The following is a 17,532-nucleotide window of genomic DNA, read 5'->3' as shown; positions in this document are numbered from 1 at the left end:
CACGGGTGGGATCGGCAGGGACGAGAGCATGACTGGAGGGGTCTCGGGCCAGCCCGGGACAGGAGGGATCACGGGCCAGCCCGGGACAGGAGGGCCGGGCCGGCGTCGAGTGGTGACCGGGTCCCGCAGCGGCTTGGGACGACGCGGTCGGGTGACCCGGCGCGACCTGCTCCTGCACGTCGCCGAGCTCGACCGCTGGTCCGCGTCCCAGCGCCGGGCGACGAGGGCCTCGGCCACGGCTCGCCGCAGCCCCACCGGACGAGGCACCCGCACGGCATCGCACCGGGGCCGGATCACCTCGGTGTCGGAGTCGGGCGACATCCGGGCCCTCGCTGCGGCGCAGTCCCAGGGGCCGGCTCCGGTGCCCTCCCGGGTCCCGGTGCAGCTCGCGCTCGACCTCGGGGACACGCCCCGGCTCACCGCGACGAGCGGCCTGCCGGAGATGACGGGTCCGGAGCGCGTGCGTGCCGAGCTCGAGGTGCTCGGCCTCGATGCCAGCGGACACGTCGTCGACTTCTACGGACCCATGCTCGATGCGCTGGGGGTGACCCGGGCCGAAGGGCTGCTGGCCGGGCGCAATGGTCGTGAGGTCTGGGTGGCGGGGGTCAAGGTCGCGACCCAGACCCCGCCGATCCGCTCCGGCCACCGTGTCGTCTTCCTCACCCTCGACGACGCGACCGGACCGGTCGACCTCACCTTCTTCGAGGACGTGCAAGGGCCCTATGCCTCGGCGGTCTTCCACTCATGGCTGCTCCTCTGCCGCGGCATCGTGCGCCGCACCGGCCGCCGCGGCCTGTCGATCCGCGCCACGGGCGCCTGGGAGCTGAGCGCACTCCAGGACGCCTGGACCGCCGGAGGGATCCCCGCCGTGCGCGATGCCATCGAGGCTGCCGACCGGCTCGCCTGGGAGCGGGCGGTGGCCATGCCCGGAGGTGAGGGGCAGCCCGCCGACGCCTCCGCTCGGCCGCTCGGAGTCGGTGAGACCCCCGATGGGCGCCGCGTGCTCGTCCACGCCTCCGGCTTCAAGCAGTCGCCCTACGCCGACATCCGTCCCGCGGGGGGTGACGTCCGGGACTCCCGGAGCGCCGCAGCGCTCGTGCCCGCGGACGTCCCCCACGGCCCGCCACGCAAGCTGTGGCACGCGAGTCCGGGAAGCGCAGGGCACTAGGGTGAATCTGCCAGCCACCTACCGCCAGATCCGGAGGACGTCGTGCCAGACGAGCAGCATCCGCAGCACCGCGTCGGTGCGCGCCCGTCCGCCGTCGTCTCCTCCGTCCGCGCCCACGCCGACGAGGCGGCCCGCATCATCGGTCGCCAGCTCGACGTGCTCGACCTCGGTGGCGGCACCGGAGGCGTCGCTGTCCCCCTCGCCGAGGACGGGCACCGCGTCACTGTCGTCGACCCCAGCCCCGACGCACTCGCGGCCCTGTCCAGGAGGGCTCGCGAGGCAGGCATCCACGACAACCTCACCTCGGTCCAAGGGGACGGCGACTCGCTCGACAGCGTCCTGTCGGGCGGCCGGTTCGACCTCGTCTGCTGCCACGGTGCCCTCGAGTTCGTCGACGACCCCGCGGAGACCCTTCGCGCCATCTCCGACGCGCTGCGTCCCGGAGGCACCCTGTCGCTGCACGTGGCGGGGCGTCTGGCGGTGGTCTTCGCCAAGGCCATCGCCGGTGAGTTCGCGCAGGCCAGGGCCGCCCTCGTCGACCCAGACGGGCGGTGGGGCCGCAGTGACCCGCTCCCGAGGCGCTTCGACCTCGACCGGCTCGAGGACCTCCTCTCCGGCGCCGGTCTCACCGTGGTCCAGGTCCGGGGGGCCAACATCCTCGGACACCTCGTCCCCGCGTCCCTCGTCGACTCCGACGCGGACCGCGCCGCACTGGCCGAGCTCGACGAGCTCCTCGTGGCCGGTCCGGGACGCGACTTCCTGCGGACCCTCGGAAATGGGCTGCACCTCATTGCCCGCCGGGACTGACCCTGCTCCCGGGACAGCTCCGGGGACCGCTCCCGAGGCGGTCCTCCGATGAGTAGGCGCCAGTTCACCGCGCCGAGCCGCACCGAGGAGGGGCCGCCCGACGACACCGGCTGCACCATCCTGCACGTCGACATGGACGCCTTCTACGCCTCTGCGTCCCTGCTCTCCCGTCCCGACCTGAGAGGCAGACCGGTCATCATCGGCGGCGCGGGCGGACGGTCGGTCGTGCTCTCCGCGACCTACGAGGCCCGGGCCTTCGGCGTCACGTCGGCGATGCCGATGGCCCGGGCCCGCCGGTTGTGTCCGCAGGCTGTCGTCATCGCACCGGACCACCGGCGTTATGCGGCGATCTCGGATGCGGTGATGGCCACCTTCGCGGCGATCACCGAGCACGTCGAGCCGCTGTCCCTCGACGAGGCCTTCCTCGACGTGTCGGGTGCCGTGCGTCGACTGGGGCCACCGACCCGGATCGCCGAGCAGCTGCGCGACACCATCGCCGACGAGCAGGGCATCACCTGCTCGGTCGGCGTCGCCTCGACGAAGTTCGTGGCCAAGCTCGCTTCGGCGCTCGCCAAGCCCGATGGCCTCATCGTGGTCCCGCGCGACGAGACGGTCTCGTTCCTCCACCAGCTGCCCGTCGGCGCCATCTGGGGGGTCGGGGACAAGACGGAGGAGCACCTCCACCGCCTCGGCCTGCGCACCGTCGCAGACCTCGCCCACACTCCCCTCGAGACCCTGCAACGCGCGCTGGGCGAGGTCGCCGGGCGCAACCTGCACGACCTGGCCTGGGGTCGGGACCCCCGGGCGGTGGTCCCCGAGCGTCGCGAGAAGTCGATCGGGGCGGACGAGACGTTCGCCCACGACGTCGACGACCCGGTCCGCATCCACCGAGAGCTGCTCCGCCTCGCCGACCGCACCGCCGCGCGTGCCCGGTCGGCAGGAATGGCCGGGCGGACCATCTCGATCAAGGTGCGCTTCTCCGACTTCACGACCATCACGCGCGCCAAGACCCTCCGCCACCACACGGATGTGTCGCGTGAGATCTTCGCCACGGCCAAGGAGCTGTTCGACCGGCTCGGGCTCCAACGGGCCCGGATCCGGCTGGTCGGTGTCCGGCTCGAGGGCCTCGTCCCGGCCACCGCAGCACCGATCCAGTCCGCCCTCGACGAGCCTGAGCACGGCTGGCGGGAGGCCGACCGGGCGGTGGACCGCGCCAGTGCCCGTTTCGGCGCCGGTGCCGTGAGACCAGCCAGCCTCATGCCGGAACCGCCCGCCACCCCCGAACGTTCGGGTTCACAGGACGCGTCGCGAGACTTATCCTGATGGAGAGAACCCACTACGACCCTCGGTCGTAGCCGGGTCGAGTCGACAACACCGCATGACAGGGAGGTGCCAGGTGGCACTCTCGGAACACGAGGAGGCACTGCTCCAGCAGATGGAGGAGGCCCTCTACGCCGAGGACCCGCGATTCGCATCGCGGATCGAGAAGACGAAGTCACGCGCGCTCGGTCGGGGACGAATCGTCGTTGGTGTTGCCGCAGGGATCATCGGCCTGGCCCTGATCATCTTCGCGGCGATGAGCTCGAGCATCTGGCTCGGAGCCGTCGGCTTCGCCGCGATGGTCGCCGGCATCGTGTGGGCCATCACGCCCGCCAAGCAGGCCCTGGGCTCCGTAGCCGAGGACGGCGCCGTCACCCCGCACAAGGGGGGCAGGAGCGGCCCCTCGAGCGCCAAGCAGGGCAGTTTCATGGACCGACTCGAGGAGCGCTGGGACAAGCGACGTCACGACCAGTGGTGACCAGCCCGAGCTGAGGACGGTGCAGTTGGGGGACGTCCCTGCGCCGCGCGTCCTGCCGAGAACCCAGCCCAGCGGCATACGGCCGTGTCACTGGCACCATCGACCCGCTCGCTCGACCGACAAAAGCCTACGGCCGGGTCAGGAAGACCCCCACCGCCCACGTCGCGATGATCGCGAGCGCCGTGAGCAGCTCGATCCCCATGTTGAGGATCACCGCACGCACCGCGTGGCGCGTGGCCACCCAGGCGCGCGCACGGTCCCGGTGCTTGAGCCGCTCGAGCAGGTAGACGGTCCCCACGAACGCGATGGGTGCGCCGAGCACCGGGATGACGAAGAGGCCCACGACGGCGGCAACGAGGGCCAGACCGATGATCTTCGAGTCCACCCCCGTGGCCCGCATGCGGCGGCCGGGGATGAGGTACTGAGCCACGAGCCCCACGGCATAGATCGCCGATGCGGTCCAGAAGACGGCCCACCCTGCACCGGACTGGGTCTCGAAGGCCCAGACGAGGGTCGCACCCCACACCAGCAGGAGGCCTGGGAGGACGGGTACGACGATGCCGACAGTGCCCACGAGCATCGCGAGCAGGACCAGGACATTGGTGGCGGTGATCACGTCGGGATGATCACGCTCGCGGCATCAGCCCGGTGAGGTCCTGTCAGAGCCCCTCCACCGAGGCAGAGGTGGAGGACTCGTTGAGGCGATCCGTCTCGTCGCGGATGTCGACGGCCCGGTCCATGAGCGCGGGGAGGTGCTGACGGCCGTGGTGGGCGCAGAAGAGGAGCTCCCCGCCGGTGATGAGACGGGCGCGAATGTAGGCCTGGGCGCCGCAGCGGTCGCAACGGTCGGATGCGGTCAGTTCGGGTGCCAGTGCTGTGGTCATCGTGCTCGCCTTCTCTCCACCCTCGGGGGTCCAGCCGAGACTGAACCCTCTCATATACCAAGACGCTCGACCAACGAGTTGTGTTGCCCCGCCCGGGGCTCCTTCACCCTCTAGCCGTGCGTCCTGCACGTTCCAACAGTGAAGCACGTGGATTCCTTCCCGACCGTGAGGCGGGGCTTTCGAGACCTGCGTCATGCCCGGATCGTTACGTCGCCCGGACCAGGTGCGGCGCCCACCGCGAGCCTCCTGACGATCGTCGGCGCGGCTCGTTAGGCTTCCCGTGCCGGGCCGACGAGCGGCTCGCCGCCACGACGAAGAGAGTGATCGACCACCTTGGCCTCCGCCTCCCGCCCCGCTCCCCACGGCAACGGTGACTACACCGCACGCCACCTGCAGGTTCTCGAGGGTCTCGAGGCCGTGCGCAAGCGGCCCGGCATGTACATCGGGTCCACCGACCAGCGGGGCCTCATGCACTGCCTCTGGGAGATCATCGACAACGCCGTCGACGAGGCGCTCGCCGGGGTCTGTGACCACATCGAGGTCATCCTCGGCGAGGACGGCTCCATCGAGGTCCGCGACAACGGCCGCGGCATCCCCGTCGACATCGAGCCGCGGACGGGCCTGTCCGGGGTCGAGGTCGTCTTCACCAAGCTGCATGCCGGCGGCAAGTTCGGTGGCGTGTCGTATGCCGCCACCGGTGGCCTCCACGGGGTGGGCGCCTCGGTCGTCAACGCGCTATCGTCCCGGCTCGACGTCGAGGTCGATCGCGCCGGCAAGACCTACGGCATGAGCTTCCGGAGGGGGGAGCCCGGCACGTTCACGGACGCCAAGGGGGCGCCGCACTCGCCGGAGGCGCCGTTCACCCCCTTCCAGCGCAAGAGCGCGCTGCCGGTCGTCGGCAAGGCCAAGCGCGGAGTGACCGGCTCACGGGTGCGGTTCTGGCCGGACCGGCAGATCTTCCTCAAGGACGCCGAGCTCGACTACGACGCCCTCGTCGCCCGGGCCCGACAGACCTCGTTCCTCGTTCCCGGCCTCCGGCTCGTCATCCGGGACCACCGCGGGCTGCCGGGCACGCCCGCGGCCGACGGGCCCGTGGAGGAGGAGTTCCACCACGACGGCGGCATCACCGAGTTCGTCGAGTTCCTCGCGCCGGACACCGCGGTCACCGACGTGTGGCGCCTGCAGGGCTCGGGCACCTTCAAGGAGACCGTGCCGATCCTCGACACCGAGGGCCACATGACCCCGACCGAGCTCGAGCGCGAGTGCGTCGTCGACGTCGCGCTCCGCTGGGGGCAGGGCTACGACGCACGGATGCAGTCCTTCGTCAACATCATCACGACCCCGAAGGGCGGCACTCACGTCACCGGCTTCGAGCAGGCCCTGCTCAAGGTCTTCCGCCGCCAGCTCGAGGTCAACGCCCGCCGCCTCAAGGTCGGCAACGACAAGCCGGAGAAGGACGACGTCCTCGCCGGCATGACCGCGGTGGTCACGGTGCGGCTCGCCGAGCCGCAGTTCGAGGGCCAGACCAAGGAGGTCCTGGGGACCAACGCCGTGCGCGCGATCGTCGCCAAGGTCGTCGAGAAGGAGCTGACCGCTCGACTGACCTCCACCAAGCGCGGCGACAAGGCCCAGGCGGCGCTGCTGCTGGAGAAGGTCGTCTCCGAGATGAAGTCGCGGATCAGCGCCCGGCTGCACAAGGAGACGCAGCGGCGCAAGAACGCGCTCGAGAGCTCCACCCTGCCGACCAAGCTGCGCGACTGCCGCACGACCGACGTCGACCGGTCCGAGCTGTTCATCGTCGAGGGCGACTCGGCGATGGGAACGGCCAAGGAGGCGCGCAACTCCGAGTTCCAGGCGCTCCTGCCGATCCGGGGCAAGATCCTCAACGTCCAGAAGGCTTCCGTCTCGGACATGCTCAAGAACGCCGAGTGCGCCTCGATCATCCAGGTGATCGGGGCCGGCTCGGGGCGCAGCTTCGACCTGGCCTCGGCGCGCTACGGCAAGGTCATCATCATGACCGACGCCGACGTCGACGGCGCCCACATCCGCACGCTGCTGCTCACCCTCTTCTTCCGCTACATGCGACCGCTCGTCGAGGCGGGGCGGGTCTACGCCGCGATGCCGCCCCTGCACCGGATCGAGGTGATCAACGCCGGCGGCAAGAAGAACGAGTTCATCTACACCTACAACGAGCCGGAGATGCGGCGCACCGTGGCCCGGCTGGAGAAGGGTGGCAAGAGGATCAAGCAGCCGATGCAACGCTACAAGGGCCTCGGAGAGATGAACGCCGACCAGCTCGCGGACACGACGATGGACCCCCGCCACCGCACCCTCCGCAGGGTGACGATGCGCGACCTCGAAGCCGCCGAGCGGACCTTCGAGCTGCTCATGGGCAACGACGTCGCCCCCCGGAAGGACTTCATCATCGTCTCCGCCGCCGACGTCGACCGCGAGCGCATCGACGCCTGACCAGTCGCTCGGTGGCGGAGCTGTCCACAGGATGGCGGATGGCGGGCTGTCGGACGGCGGTCGTGCTTACGATGACCTTGCCGATGCGCGGGCCGGACCGTAGCCGGAGTGAACGGAGACACGCCGCACGGCGTCGGGTAAGGACAAGGCGCCGAGGCTGGACTGGCACTGAGCACGACTCGGCACGCATCGAGAAGGGGATCGATGGTGGAGGACCACAGGAGAACTGACGAGGCTCACCGCGCGGGTGGTGCGGCCGGCGCGTTCGGCCTGTCCCCGCGTGACGTCGCCCCGCCCCATCGCGGGGCCGGCGGCGCGGCGGGTGGGACCCATCGAGACGGCTTCGGGACCTCAGCTGCGCCGGCACCGATGCGCTACCTCGACCCGGGCGAGCTCGACTGGGCTCGCAGGACCATCGGCGAGATCGCCTCGACCTTCGCGTCGCGGGTCGTCGGACAGGGGCGGCTCCAGGAGACGCTGCTCATCGCCCTGCTCACCGGTGGCCACGTGCTCCTGGAGAGCGTGCCGGGGTTGGCCAAGACGACGGCGGCCCAGACGATCGCGCAGGCGGTCGGCGGGACCTTCCACCGCATCCAGTGCACGCCTGACCTCCTGCCGAGCGACATCGTCGGCACGCAGGTGTACAACCAGCAGACGGGCGCCTTCCAGACGCAGCTCGGGCCGGTCCATGCCAACTTCGTGCTCCTCGACGAGATCAACCGAAGCAGCGCAAAGACGCAGTCGGCGATGCTCGAGGCGATGCAGGAACGGCAGACGTCGATCGGCGACCGGAGCTACCCGCTGCCCGACCCGTTTCTCGTGCTCGCCACGCAGAACCCCATCGAGCAGGAGGGCACCTATCCACTGCCCGAGGCGCAGATGGACCGGTTCATGCTCAAGGACGTCCTCGACTACCCCTCCCCGGCCGAGGAGGCGGAGGTGCTGCGTCGCATCGACTCCGGCATCTTCACGCATGCGTCGGACCCGGTCGTGAGCATTGCCGACGTCAAGCGCCTCCAGGCCCTCGTCGGGAGGGTCTATGTCGACCCGGCGATCGTCAACTACATCGTCGGCATCGGCTACGTCACCCGGCATCCCGCTGACTACATCAGCCCCGACCTGGCGTCCTACGTCCAGTTCGGCGCCAGTCCGCGGGCGAGCATCGCGTTCACGAGCGCTTCCAGGGCCCGAGCGCTCATCGACGGGCGCAACCACGTCGTCCCCGACGACGTCAAGGCCCTGGTCCACCGGGTCCTGCGGCACCGGGTCATCCTCGGCTTCGAGGCGGCCGCGGACGACCTGCCCGTCGAGCGCGTCATCGACGCCATGGTGGGCGGGATCCGCACCCCCTGATGGGGCGAGGCACTCATGACGACGAGGCTGCTGACCCGGGTGAAGAGCAAGCTCTTCGTTCACTCACGCCGACGCTCGCGCAACGTGCTCGAGGGCGAGTTCGCCTCGGTGTTCCACGGGCGCAGCCTCGACTACGACGACCTGCGCGACTACGTGCCGGGCGACGAGGTCCGGGACATCGACTGGAAGGCGACGGCCCGGCACACGTCGCCCCTGGTCCGTCGCTACGTGGCGACTCGCAAGCAGAACGTCATGCTCGTCATCGACACCGGGCGCGGGATGGCGGCAGCCGCCCGTGGGGGCGAGCCGAAGAAGTCGGTCGCGATCACTGCGGCCGGTCTCGTCGGCTACCTCGCCCAGCGGCACGGCGACCTCGTCGGTCTCGTCCGGGGCGACGCGACCTCGACGGTCGCGCATGAGCTGCGGGGGAGCGAGGCTCATCTCGAGCGTCTCCTACGGGCCATCGACGCGGCGACGACCCTGGACGGCGAGGCGAGCAACCTCGCGGCCCAGCTCCAGTGGATCGTGCGCAACGTCCGCCGTCGCCTGCTCCTGCTCGTCGTCGCCGACGACGTGGAGCTCGACACCGCCCTCTCCGACCTCCTGCGCCGGCTCCATGTCCAGCACGAGATCCTCTGGCTCACCGTCGAGGATGCGGATCCGACCTCGGTCGACCCCGACCGGACGGCGGTCGACGTGGCGGACCACTACACGATCCCGACGTTCGTCCGGACGAACGCGGCTGTGAAGGCGGCCTACGCCCAGGCAGTCGCCGAGCGGACTCGTGCGACGAACGCCGTCCTCGACGGCGCCGGGATCAACCACATCCGGGTCGGCTCCTCCGACGACGTGCTCCTGGCCGTCTTCACCCTCCTGGAGAGGCAGCGCCGTGCAAGCCGCTGACTCCCCGCCTCCCGGCTTCTACGCGCCCGATCCCTACTCGGACCGGTGGCTCTGGCTCGCGGTCGCGATCCTCGCGGCGGTCGCTGCCTGGTATGCGTGGGTCTGGTGGACCACCCGCTCGCGACGGGTCGTCGTCCCGCCGCGAATCGCTCCCGACCGGCTCACCCGGCTCCGGGCCGACTACGCCCGGCAGATCGACCTCGTCGTCGCCCAGGCCGACGAGGGTGCCATCACCCAGCGACGCGCCCACCAGCAGGTGAGCGTCCTCGTGCGCCACTTCGTCCAGGAGGTGTCGGGGATCCACGCCCCCACCATGACCCTGACCGACCTCACCAGCTCGGGCGAGCGGCTCACCCCGGTCTCCAGGGTGGTTGGCGTCCTCTACCCGGGTGAGTTCGCCCCGAGGGAGACGCGGACCATCGGAGGGGCGGCACGCGTGGCCAAGGAGGTGGTGGCCAGGTGGAGCTGAGGTACCCGACCGTCGTGGGCGTCGGCGTCCTGATCGCCCTTGTCGGCGCCTTCGTGGCCTACCGACTCGTGTCGCAGCGTTCACGCCGATCGGCTGCGGCCGTCGCCAACTCGGTGGTCCTGACCCGTCTGCCGGAGTATCGGCGAGCCGTGCTCCGCCATCGCCTGCGCATGCTCGTGCTCACCGCCAGTGCCGCCCTGCTCGCCGGTGCCGCCCTCACGGGGGCCGCGCGGCCGGTCGACGTCACGGTCGAGCGCCCGGAGACCCGCAACCGCGACATCATGCTGTGCCTCGACATATCGGGGTCGATGGCGGCTTACGACGCCGAGCTCGTCCGCACGTTCATGGAGCTCGTCACCCAGTTCGAAGGGGAGCGGATCGGGCTGGTCATCTTCAACGCCTCAGCCGCGACGGTGTTCCCCCTCACCGACGACTACGACTTCATCCAGGGCGAGCTGGACATCGCCCTGCGAGCCCTGACAGGCGATCGGGAGTTCGAGTACTTCTTCGCCGGCACGTTCAACGGTCTCGGCACGTCCCTCATCGGTGACGGCCTCGCGACGTGCGTGTCGAGCTTTGACAGGGTCGATACGAGGCGAGCGCGTTCGGTGGTCTTCGCGACGGACAACCATCTCGCCGGGCGGCCCCTCCTCGAGCTCGACGAGGCCATCGAGCTGGCCAAGCTGCGTGCCGTACGGGTCTACGGGATCAATCCCGAGGAGGCCGGAGCGGACGAGCAGGCCGTCGCCATGCGTGAGCTGGTCAGGTCGACGGCGGGGGAGTACTACGCGATGGACGACCGGGCGGCCGCCGACCGCATCGTCGCGGCGGTGGAGGCGCAGGAAGCGACCGTCATCGACGCCGCCGCCCGCAGACTCCTCACGGACAATCCCGGGGTCCCCATCGCCCTCGCAGGCCTGGGTCTGGGCGGGGTCGTCGTCGCCAGCCGGAGGTGGGGCCGGTGACCCTTCTTCCCATCGCGCCGGCATGGGTCCTCGCCGTCCTCGGCGTCAGTGCCGTCGTCGCCATCTGGTGGCACCCGAGACCGAGCGGCTCGGGCGAGTCCGCGGGGGGCCACTGGCGCCTCACCGCGGCCGTCGTCCTGCTCGGCGTCGCCGCCCTGCGCCCCGGTGTTCCCGGCGACGAGGTGGAGGCGACGGCGACGAACCTCAACGTCTACTTCGTCGTCGACACGACGAGCAGCATCATCGCGGAGGACTGGGGTGGCGAGAACCCCAGGGTGGCGGGCGTCCGCGGCGACGTCGCCGACCTGGCCCTGGCCCTGTCGGGCGCGCGGTACTCCATCGTGACCTTCGACCAGGTGGCCCGGGTCCGCCTTCCCCTCACCACCGACACGACAGCCCTCGATGCCGCCCTCGCGACATTGCTGCCGGAGCCGGCCGAGTACTCCCGGGGCTCGTCCGTGACGGTGGCCGATGAGCGTCTCGGCACGCTGCTCCAGCAGGCCGCGGAGCGCCATCCGGAGCGCGGCCGGATCGTCTTCTACCTCGGTGACGGTGAGCAGACGGCGGAGGGGGAACCGCCTCCGTTCACGATCCCCTCGGAGCTCATCCACGGCGGCGCGGTCCTCGGTTACGGCACGAGCGAGGGTGGTCGGATGAAGTCGACCCGGGCGCGCTATGACGAGTCCGCGTCCTATCTCCAGGACCCGACGACGGGTGCGGACGCGGTCTCTGTCATCGACGAGGACCGCCTGCGCCAGCTCGCCGGGCAGCTCGGCCTGCCCTATCACCACCGCGTCGCCGGCGAGTCGGTCCTGCCGGTCGTCGACGGCATCGACCTCGCGCGCTATGGCTCCACGGAGGAGCTGGAGAGGGAGCGGGTCCGCGCGCGCCGTGAGCTCTACTGGCCGCTCCTGCTCGGCGTGGCCGGAATCGCCGCGTGGGAGCTCGGCGCGGGCCTCGCCGGTCTCTCCCAGACCCGCCGGCGCAGGCCGGGGACGTCATGAGCACCCTCACGCCGCCGAGCCCGGCTGCGCGAGACATGCCGAGCACCAGACCCTCAGGGGCTCTGCCGTCGGCGGCCTCTTCAGCGCCCGACAGCCGAGCCCCACGTCGCACGCCGGCCCGCCGGGAGCGACGCAGGCGCCTCCTGCTCGGGTCCGCGCCCGTCGTGCTGCTCCTGATCCTCGTGGCGCTGCGCCTGCTCACGCTCAACGCGGTCCACACCCAGACGCTCGCGGGCTACGAGGCGGGCGACAAGGCCCGCACCCTGACCTGGGGTGAGCGTCAGGGGTGGGTCAACGTCGTCGAGCGCTTCCGGGCCCCGTTCGCGGTCGGGGACGCCCACGTCCTCAGCGGACACTTCGGTCTGGCCCGGCCGTGGTTCGAGCAGGCCTTCGAGCTCGTGCCCAAGGGCGGCGTCGAGGAATGCAGGGTGCGGGTCAACCTGGGCCTGACCTACGAGGCGCTCGGCGACGAGGCCAGGGCGAAGGAGCGCACGGAGGAGTGGCGTCAGTTCTACGAGAAGGGGCTGACGATCACCCGCGAGCGGCCCCCCTTGTGTGACGCGCCGGAAGGGGGCGAGACAGGGCAGCAGCTCGCCGACGCGGAGCAACGGATGGAGGAGAAGAACGAGGTGCAGCCAGCCCCCGAAGGGGGCCAACCTCAGCCCGAGCAGCCCCAGCCGACGCCGCAGCCGACACCGACGCCGGACCCGGACAAGGCGCCGAGCCAGGAGCAGCAGGACGCGCTCCGCGAGCAGCAGCGGCAGAGCACCATCGAGCGCAACCAGCGGCGCGGCAGCGACGACCGGGTCGAGCCCGAGGGCGGCGTGGGCACCTATCCCAGACCATGGTGACCCGGCTCGCCGGACACTCGGTGGACAGTCCGTCCCATCTGCCAGGGCGCTGGTGACCTGCCCGGCGCCAGCGTGCCGGATTCCGCTAGACCGGGTCGTCCGGCCCGGCGACGACCTCGGCGGCGTACTCGACGACGTCGACCGGGGCCTTGCCGCAGGACTCGGGCCGCTGCCGTCCCACCCGATGGCGCCGCACCCGGACACGCCAGGAGCGGCCGTCCTCGTGGGCGACGGCGATGACGGGCTCGTGCTCGTCGACGACGCCGGGCACTGCCCAGAGGGCGCCGATCCGGGTCTCCTCGATGAGTTCGCGCACCTCGGACTCAGCAGCCTGCTCCGGTGCCGACAGCGGTGAGCGGCCCCGGTCGTGAAGCCGGCCGAGCAGCTCCCGAGGCACGTGCCCGGTGTCGCTCGCGCTGAGGATCCACCCGGCAGTTGCCTCGTCGAGTCGGGCGAAGCCCTGGCCCCAGGGGAGCAGCACGGCGGTGGGGGCGAAGCGGTGGCCCCCTGTGTGTGACACCTCCCAGACGCGTTCGGTGTGGCCCTGGGCGAGCGCCGCCGCCAGGGGACGTCCGCGCACGGCGCAGCAGACGTCGCGGCGTCCGTTGGTGCAGATGAGCAGGTGGGGTGGGGCATCTCGGGCCCCGGGAAGGGATGCCCGAACCAGCTCGCGATGACCTCTCGCGAGCGCCGACCAGTCGAGCGCGAGCAGGTCGCCCGGCCGGGCGACCTCCGCCGACAGGAGCCATGCCTCATCGGGCCGAATCCCGGCATGGGCGACGAGGACCCGTCGAGGTCCCTCGTGGTCCGGGTGCCCGCCGGGTCGGCGGATGAGCATGAAGCGTCCACCGGCATCCCCGCAGCGGCTGTCGAGCTCGGCGCCGAGCTCGGCGCCGAGGTGCGACTCGCGGGCCGCGACCCTGCCCCAGGGGCCGGGCTGCTCGACGACGACGAGGAACGCGGCGCGGGCCGACGTGCCGAAGGCGCTCGTGGCATCGCGGTCCCAGAGCACGGAGCAGGCGTTGTCGGCCGGTCTCCCGTGACCCGCGGTGTAGGGGTGCTGGCCGACGTCGGGGCCCTCGGCGGGCGGATCGACCGCCGGCCGTCGGCGGCGGGTCATCCGACCGGGGGTGGGGCCACGACGGCGGCGATGACGGCGTTGGTGGGGGCACCCGAGCCGTCCCGGCGTCCGTCTGCCGGGGGAAGCTCGATCGCGACGCCATTGGCGGCTGCCGCACGAGCAGGCGTGTTGCCGGCGAAGGCGACGACGAGGGTGTCCTCACCCTTGAGGAAGCGGTGACACCGGACGCCTCCGGTGGCCCGCCCCTTGGACGGGTACTCGGCATACGGGGTCACCTTGAGCGATCCGCCCTCCGTTCCCGGAAGCGCGCCCGACGAGCCGGCCGACGTGACGACGACTCCCTCTCGACCCGGGTCGACGGCGGCGAAGAAGACGGCCCTGGCCCCGGCCCCGAGCTTGATGCCTGCCATGCCCGCCGCCGAACGCCCTTGCGGTCGAACGGACTTGGCAGGGAATCGGAGCAGCTGCGCGTCGCTGGTGATGAAGACGAGGTCGAGGCCGTCCCGGTCGGCCACGGCTGCACCGACGACGCGGTCACCGTCCTTGAGGCTGATGACGTCCCACTCGTTGCTCTTCGGCGCATCGGGGGTGACGCGCTTGACGACTCCGGAGGCGGTGCCCAGCGCGAGGACGGGCGCATCGGCCCCGATGGGCACGATGGTGAGCGGTTCCTCGCCCTTCGCGAGGTCGACGTAGGCTGCCAGCGGTGCGCCGCCGCCCAGGCTCGGCGCTCCGTTGGTCGGGGGCAGGGTGGGCAGCTCGAGCGCGGAGAGTCGCACCAGCCGCCCGGCCGTCGTGACGAGGCCGAACTCGCCGCGTGCGGTCGTGCGGACGGCACCCACGACGGCGTCGTGCCGGGACCGCGCTCCCTCGGACGTCACCGGGTCGGCGGTCGCCGTCCGGGCGAGGAGTCCCGTGGTGGAGAGGAGCACCCAGCAGGGGTCGTCGGCGATCTCCAGAGGCGTGGCGCTCGAGGGCCGGGCCTCCCCGGAGCTCTCGAGCAGGACGGTGCGGCGGGGGGTGCCGTGCTTCTTGGCGACGTCGGCCAGCTCCGTGGAGACGAGCTTGAGCAGGAGCTTCTCGTTGTCGAGCAGCGCACGGAGCTCCTCGATCTGTCGCTCGAGCTCCGACTTCTCGGTCTCGAGCTCGATGCGGGAGAACTTGGTCAGGCGGCGCAGCTGGAGGTCGAGGATGTAGGTGGCCTGCGGGTCGGACAGGTCGAAGATGTCCATGAGGCGGGTCTTCGCGGTGCCGGCGTCGTCGGACCCGCGGATGACCTGGATGACCTCGTCGATGTCGAGGATGGCGATGAGCAGGCCCTCGACGAGGTGGAGGCGCTCCTCCCGCTTGCGCAGCCGGAACGCCGAGCGGCGACGCACGACGTCCGTGCGGAAGTCGACGTAGACCTGGAGGAGCTCCTTGAGGCCCATCGTGCGGGGCTGGCCCTCGACGAGGGCGACGTTGTTGATGCCGAAGTTCTCCTCCATCGGCGTGAGCCGGTAGAGCTGCTCGAGCACGGCGTCGGGGTTGAAGCCGTTCTTGACCTCGATGATCAGGCGCAGTCCGTGGGCGCGGTCGGAGAGGTCCTTGAGGTCGCTGATGCCCTGGAGCTTCTTGCTCTGGACCAGGTCGCGGATCTTCTCGATCACCTTCTCCGGGCCGACGAGGTAGGGCAGCTCGGTGACGACGATGCCCTTGCGCCGGGGGGTGACGTTCTCGATCCGGGCGGTGGCCCGGGTGCGGAAGCTGCCGCGGCCGGTGAGGTAGGCGTCCCGGATGCCCTCGAGCCCGATGATCCGACCGCCGCCGGGCAGGTCGGGCCCGGGCACGAACTTCATCAGCTCGTCGAGGGAGCAGGACGGGTTGGCGATGAGGTGCCGCGCGGCGCCGATGACCTCGACGAGGTTGTGCGGGGCCATGTTCGTCGCCATGCCGACGGCGATGCCGGAGGCGCCGTTGACGAGCAGGTTGGGGTAGGCGGCCGGGAGCACCTCGGGCTGGTACTGCGTGTCGTCGTAGTTCGGCACGAAGTCGACGGTGTCCTCGTCCAGCCCGGACACCATGAGCAGCGCCGCGTCGGCCAGCCGCGCCTCGGTGTAGCGCGCCGCGGCAGGCCCGTCGTCGAGCGAACCGAAGTTGCCGTGCCCGTCGATCAGCGGCAACCGCAGCGTGAACGGCTGGGCCATGCGCACCAGTGCGTCGTAGATGGCCTGGTCGCCGTGGGGGTGGTACTTGCCCATGACCTCGCCGACGATGCGCTGGCTCTTGACATGCCCCCGGTCGGGGCGCAGACCGAGCTCGTTCGCGCCGTAGAGGATGCGCCGTTGGACCGGCTTCAGCCCGTCACGGGCGTCCGGCAGCGCTCGGGAGTAGATGACGGAGTAGGAGTACTCGAGGAAGGCGTTCTGCATCTCCTCCTCGACGTCGATCCCGACGATCTTCTCCTCGAAGTCCTCGGGCGGAGGCGTGGTGGTCGTGCGTCGGGCCATTGCCTGGTCAGGCTCCTTGCTGCGGTGGATGAACACCCCATCTTCGCCCACGGCGTCGCCGGGCCGTCACCTGCCACGCCGGGGCACCCGGAACGGGTGTGGCGATCGGGTGTGGGGCTGGGTGTGGGACGACCCGGCTGGGTGAGCGGCCGGCTGGTGGGTAGGCGACAGGAGGCGGCTTCGCCAATGCGGTGCCCACGCCGCTCCGCCAAGCCAGAAGGAGGAGACATGGCCACTGCCCGTGATCTCATGACCACCCCCGCCGAGTACCTCAACGACGAGGACACGCTCGTCGTCGCCGCCCAGGCGCTCCGGGAGGCAAACGTCGGCTCGATGCCGGTCCGGGACGCCAGCGGTCGCCTCGTCGGCGTCGTCACGGACCGTGATCTCGTCGTCCGCGGCCTCGCCGAGGGCAAGAACCCGGCCACGACGGCCGTGTCCGACGTCTGCACTGGCTCCGTCGTCACCGTGATGGTCGATGACGACGCCGACACGGTGGCATCGGTCCTCGGCGAGAACCAGATCCGGCGCGTGCCGGTCGTCGACGGGGAGGAGCTCGTCGGGATCGTGTCGCAGGCCGACATCGCCCGGCACCTGCCGGAGCAGCAGACCGGGGACGTCGTCCAGCGGATCAGCCAGTAGGGCGCTGCCGTCCGAAGCGGCCCCAGTGCGCGACGTCCCTTCCGCTGCGGCGGGGGCGACGCAGGCTGGGGCTCTTCGGCCCCGGCAGCGCGTGACCGATCGACACGACCCCGACGATGCCGCGTCCAGCGGGGATGCCGAACGCCGTCCGCACCGCATCGTGGTGGGCGGGTGGCACTCCGAAGAAGAGCCCGCCCAGCCCCTCGTCCACGGCCGTGAGCAGGATGAGCAGGGAGGCCATTCCGGTGTCCACGTCCCAGTAGGGCACCGGCCAGCGGGCCTCGTCGCGGTCGGTCCAGCCCTTGTCCGGCTCCGCGTAACGGTCGAGGTAGGCGTCCTTGTCGGACAGGCACAGGATGAGCACCGGAGCATCTCGTATGCCGCTGAGCCAGCTGTCGCGCGGTGCCGCCGTGTCCGTCGTGGCACTCCAGAACGACTCTCGCTCGTCGCCCTCCGAGAGGACGAGGAAGTCCCAGCCCTGGCTGAAGCCGGCGCTCGGGGCCCGGACGGCATTGGCCAGGCAGCGCTCCACGACCTCCAGGGGGACCGGCCGCCCGGGGTCGTAGCGGCGGACCATGCGGCGGCGGCGGACGACATCGGAGAACTCCATGTCCGACACCCTCGCATCCGCGTTCCGTCGGCGCCGGGC

General features: G+C 71.1%; 17 protein-coding genes. 12 read left to right on the top strand and 5 right to left on the bottom strand.

What is annotated here, in order from left to right; genetic code table 11:
- The 4 genes from LOY02_RS05755 to LOY02_RS05740 form a co-directional block, all read left to right on the top strand.
- On the top strand, positions 1 to 1,168 hold a 1,168-nt coding region (locus LOY02_RS05755), incomplete at its 5' end, for an OB-fold nucleic acid binding domain-containing protein (RefSeq protein WP_410505919.1).
- 42 nt (positions 1,169 to 1,210) lie between these two features.
- Positions 1,211 to 1,975 carry a class I SAM-dependent methyltransferase gene (locus tag LOY02_RS05750; protein WP_317181376.1) on the top strand — a complete coding sequence of 255 codons (765 nt, stop codon included), beginning with the start codon at positions 1,211 to 1,213 and terminating at the stop codon, positions 1,973 to 1,975.
- A gap of 48 nt (positions 1,976 to 2,023) precedes the next feature.
- Positions 2,024 to 3,298, top strand: coding sequence for a DNA polymerase IV (gene dinB / locus LOY02_RS05745; RefSeq protein WP_317181375.1), 1,275 nt, complete (start codon positions 2,024 to 2,026; stop codon positions 3,296 to 3,298).
- A gap of 73 nt (positions 3,299 to 3,371) precedes the next feature.
- On the top strand, positions 3,372 to 3,773 hold the full coding sequence (locus LOY02_RS05740; RefSeq protein ID WP_317181374.1) for a DUF3040 domain-containing protein: 402 nt from the start codon (positions 3,372 to 3,374) through the stop codon (positions 3,771 to 3,773).
- Positions 3,774 to 3,900: 127 nt separating this feature from the next.
- Here LOY02_RS05740 and LOY02_RS05735 read toward each other — a convergent pair whose 3' ends face one another.
- Both LOY02_RS05735 and LOY02_RS05730 read right to left on the bottom strand, forming a co-directional pair.
- Positions 3,901 to 4,389, bottom strand: a complete 489-nt coding sequence (locus tag LOY02_RS05735; RefSeq protein WP_317181373.1) for a DUF456 domain-containing protein — start codon at positions 4,387 to 4,389, stop codon at positions 3,901 to 3,903.
- Between the two features lie 43 nt (positions 4,390 to 4,432).
- Complete coding sequence (locus tag LOY02_RS05730) at positions 4,433 to 4,657, bottom strand: hypothetical protein (protein WP_317181372.1); 225 nt, start codon at positions 4,655 to 4,657, stop codon at positions 4,433 to 4,435.
- Positions 4,658 to 4,990: 333 nt separating this feature from the next.
- On the opposite strand from LOY02_RS05730, the gene LOY02_RS05725 reads away from it, so the two are divergent.
- From LOY02_RS05725 to LOY02_RS05695, 7 genes are all read left to right on the top strand, one after another.
- A complete protein-coding gene (locus tag LOY02_RS05725; RefSeq protein ID WP_317181371.1) occupies positions 4,991 to 7,126 on the top strand; it encodes a DNA topoisomerase IV subunit B in 2,136 nt (711 codons plus the stop codon).
- A gap of 369 nt (positions 7,127 to 7,495) precedes the next feature.
- Positions 7,496 to 8,479 (top strand): MoxR family ATPase, encoded by a 984-nt coding sequence (locus tag LOY02_RS05720; RefSeq protein WP_317181370.1) that lies wholly within the window; start codon positions 7,496 to 7,498, stop codon positions 8,477 to 8,479.
- A gap of 15 nt (positions 8,480 to 8,494) precedes the next feature.
- On the top strand, positions 8,495 to 9,382 hold the full coding sequence (locus LOY02_RS05715) for a DUF58 domain-containing protein (protein WP_317181369.1): 888 nt from the start codon (positions 8,495 to 8,497) through the stop codon (positions 9,380 to 9,382).
- On the top strand, positions 9,369 to 9,851 hold the full coding sequence (locus tag LOY02_RS05710) for a hypothetical protein (RefSeq protein WP_317181368.1): 483 nt from the start codon (positions 9,369 to 9,371) through the stop codon (positions 9,849 to 9,851). The genes LOY02_RS05715 and LOY02_RS05710 overlap by 14 nt, the downstream gene beginning before the upstream one ends.
- Positions 9,842 to 10,816 (top strand): VWA domain-containing protein, encoded by a 975-nt coding sequence (locus LOY02_RS05705; RefSeq protein WP_317181367.1) that lies wholly within the window; start codon positions 9,842 to 9,844, stop codon positions 10,814 to 10,816. Before LOY02_RS05710 ends, LOY02_RS05705 begins: the two co-directional genes overlap by 10 nt.
- Positions 10,813 to 11,820 (top strand): VWA domain-containing protein, encoded by a 1,008-nt coding sequence (locus tag LOY02_RS05700; protein ID WP_317181366.1) that lies wholly within the window; start codon positions 10,813 to 10,815, stop codon positions 11,818 to 11,820. The genes LOY02_RS05705 and LOY02_RS05700 overlap by 4 nt, the downstream gene beginning before the upstream one ends.
- A 164-nt stretch (positions 11,821 to 11,984) precedes the next feature.
- Positions 11,985 to 12,671, top strand: coding sequence for a hypothetical protein (locus tag LOY02_RS05695; protein WP_317181365.1), 687 nt, complete (start codon positions 11,985 to 11,987; stop codon positions 12,669 to 12,671).
- Positions 12,672 to 12,756: 85 nt separating this feature from the next.
- On the opposite strand, the gene LOY02_RS05690 is transcribed toward LOY02_RS05695, so the two are convergent.
- A complete protein-coding gene (locus tag LOY02_RS05690; RefSeq protein ID WP_317181364.1) occupies positions 12,757 to 13,791 on the bottom strand; it encodes a sucrase ferredoxin in 1,035 nt (344 codons plus the stop codon).
- The gene (locus LOY02_RS05685) at positions 13,788 to 16,241 is read right to left on the bottom strand and encodes a DNA topoisomerase IV subunit A (RefSeq protein WP_317181363.1); all 2,454 of its coding nucleotides are present in this window, start codon (positions 16,239 to 16,241) and stop codon (positions 13,788 to 13,790) included. The genes LOY02_RS05690 and LOY02_RS05685 overlap by 4 nt, the downstream gene beginning before the upstream one ends.
- A gap of 228 nt (positions 16,242 to 16,469) precedes the next feature.
- Between LOY02_RS05685 and LOY02_RS05680 the strand changes: the two genes are divergently transcribed.
- On the top strand, positions 16,470 to 16,883 hold the full coding sequence (locus tag LOY02_RS05680) for a CBS domain-containing protein (RefSeq protein ID WP_317181362.1): 414 nt from the start codon (positions 16,470 to 16,472) through the stop codon (positions 16,881 to 16,883).
- On the opposite strand, the gene LOY02_RS05675 is transcribed toward LOY02_RS05680, so the two are convergent.
- Positions 16,873 to 17,493 carry a nitroreductase family protein gene (locus LOY02_RS05675; RefSeq protein ID WP_317181361.1) on the bottom strand — a complete coding sequence of 207 codons (621 nt, stop codon included), beginning with the start codon at positions 17,491 to 17,493 and terminating at the stop codon, positions 16,873 to 16,875. The two genes, LOY02_RS05680 and LOY02_RS05675, sit on opposite strands and share 11 nt — an antisense overlap.
- Positions 17,494 to 17,532: the final 39 nt, after the last annotated feature.

The sequence above is a fragment of the Intrasporangium sp. genome (assembly GCF_032907665.1).
In the GTDB taxonomy this organism is placed as follows: domain Bacteria; phylum Actinomycetota; class Actinomycetes; order Actinomycetales; family Dermatophilaceae; genus Intrasporangium.
The sequence above is the reverse complement of the archived record's forward strand: the minus strand, read 5'-3'. Positions and strand labels throughout refer to the sequence as shown.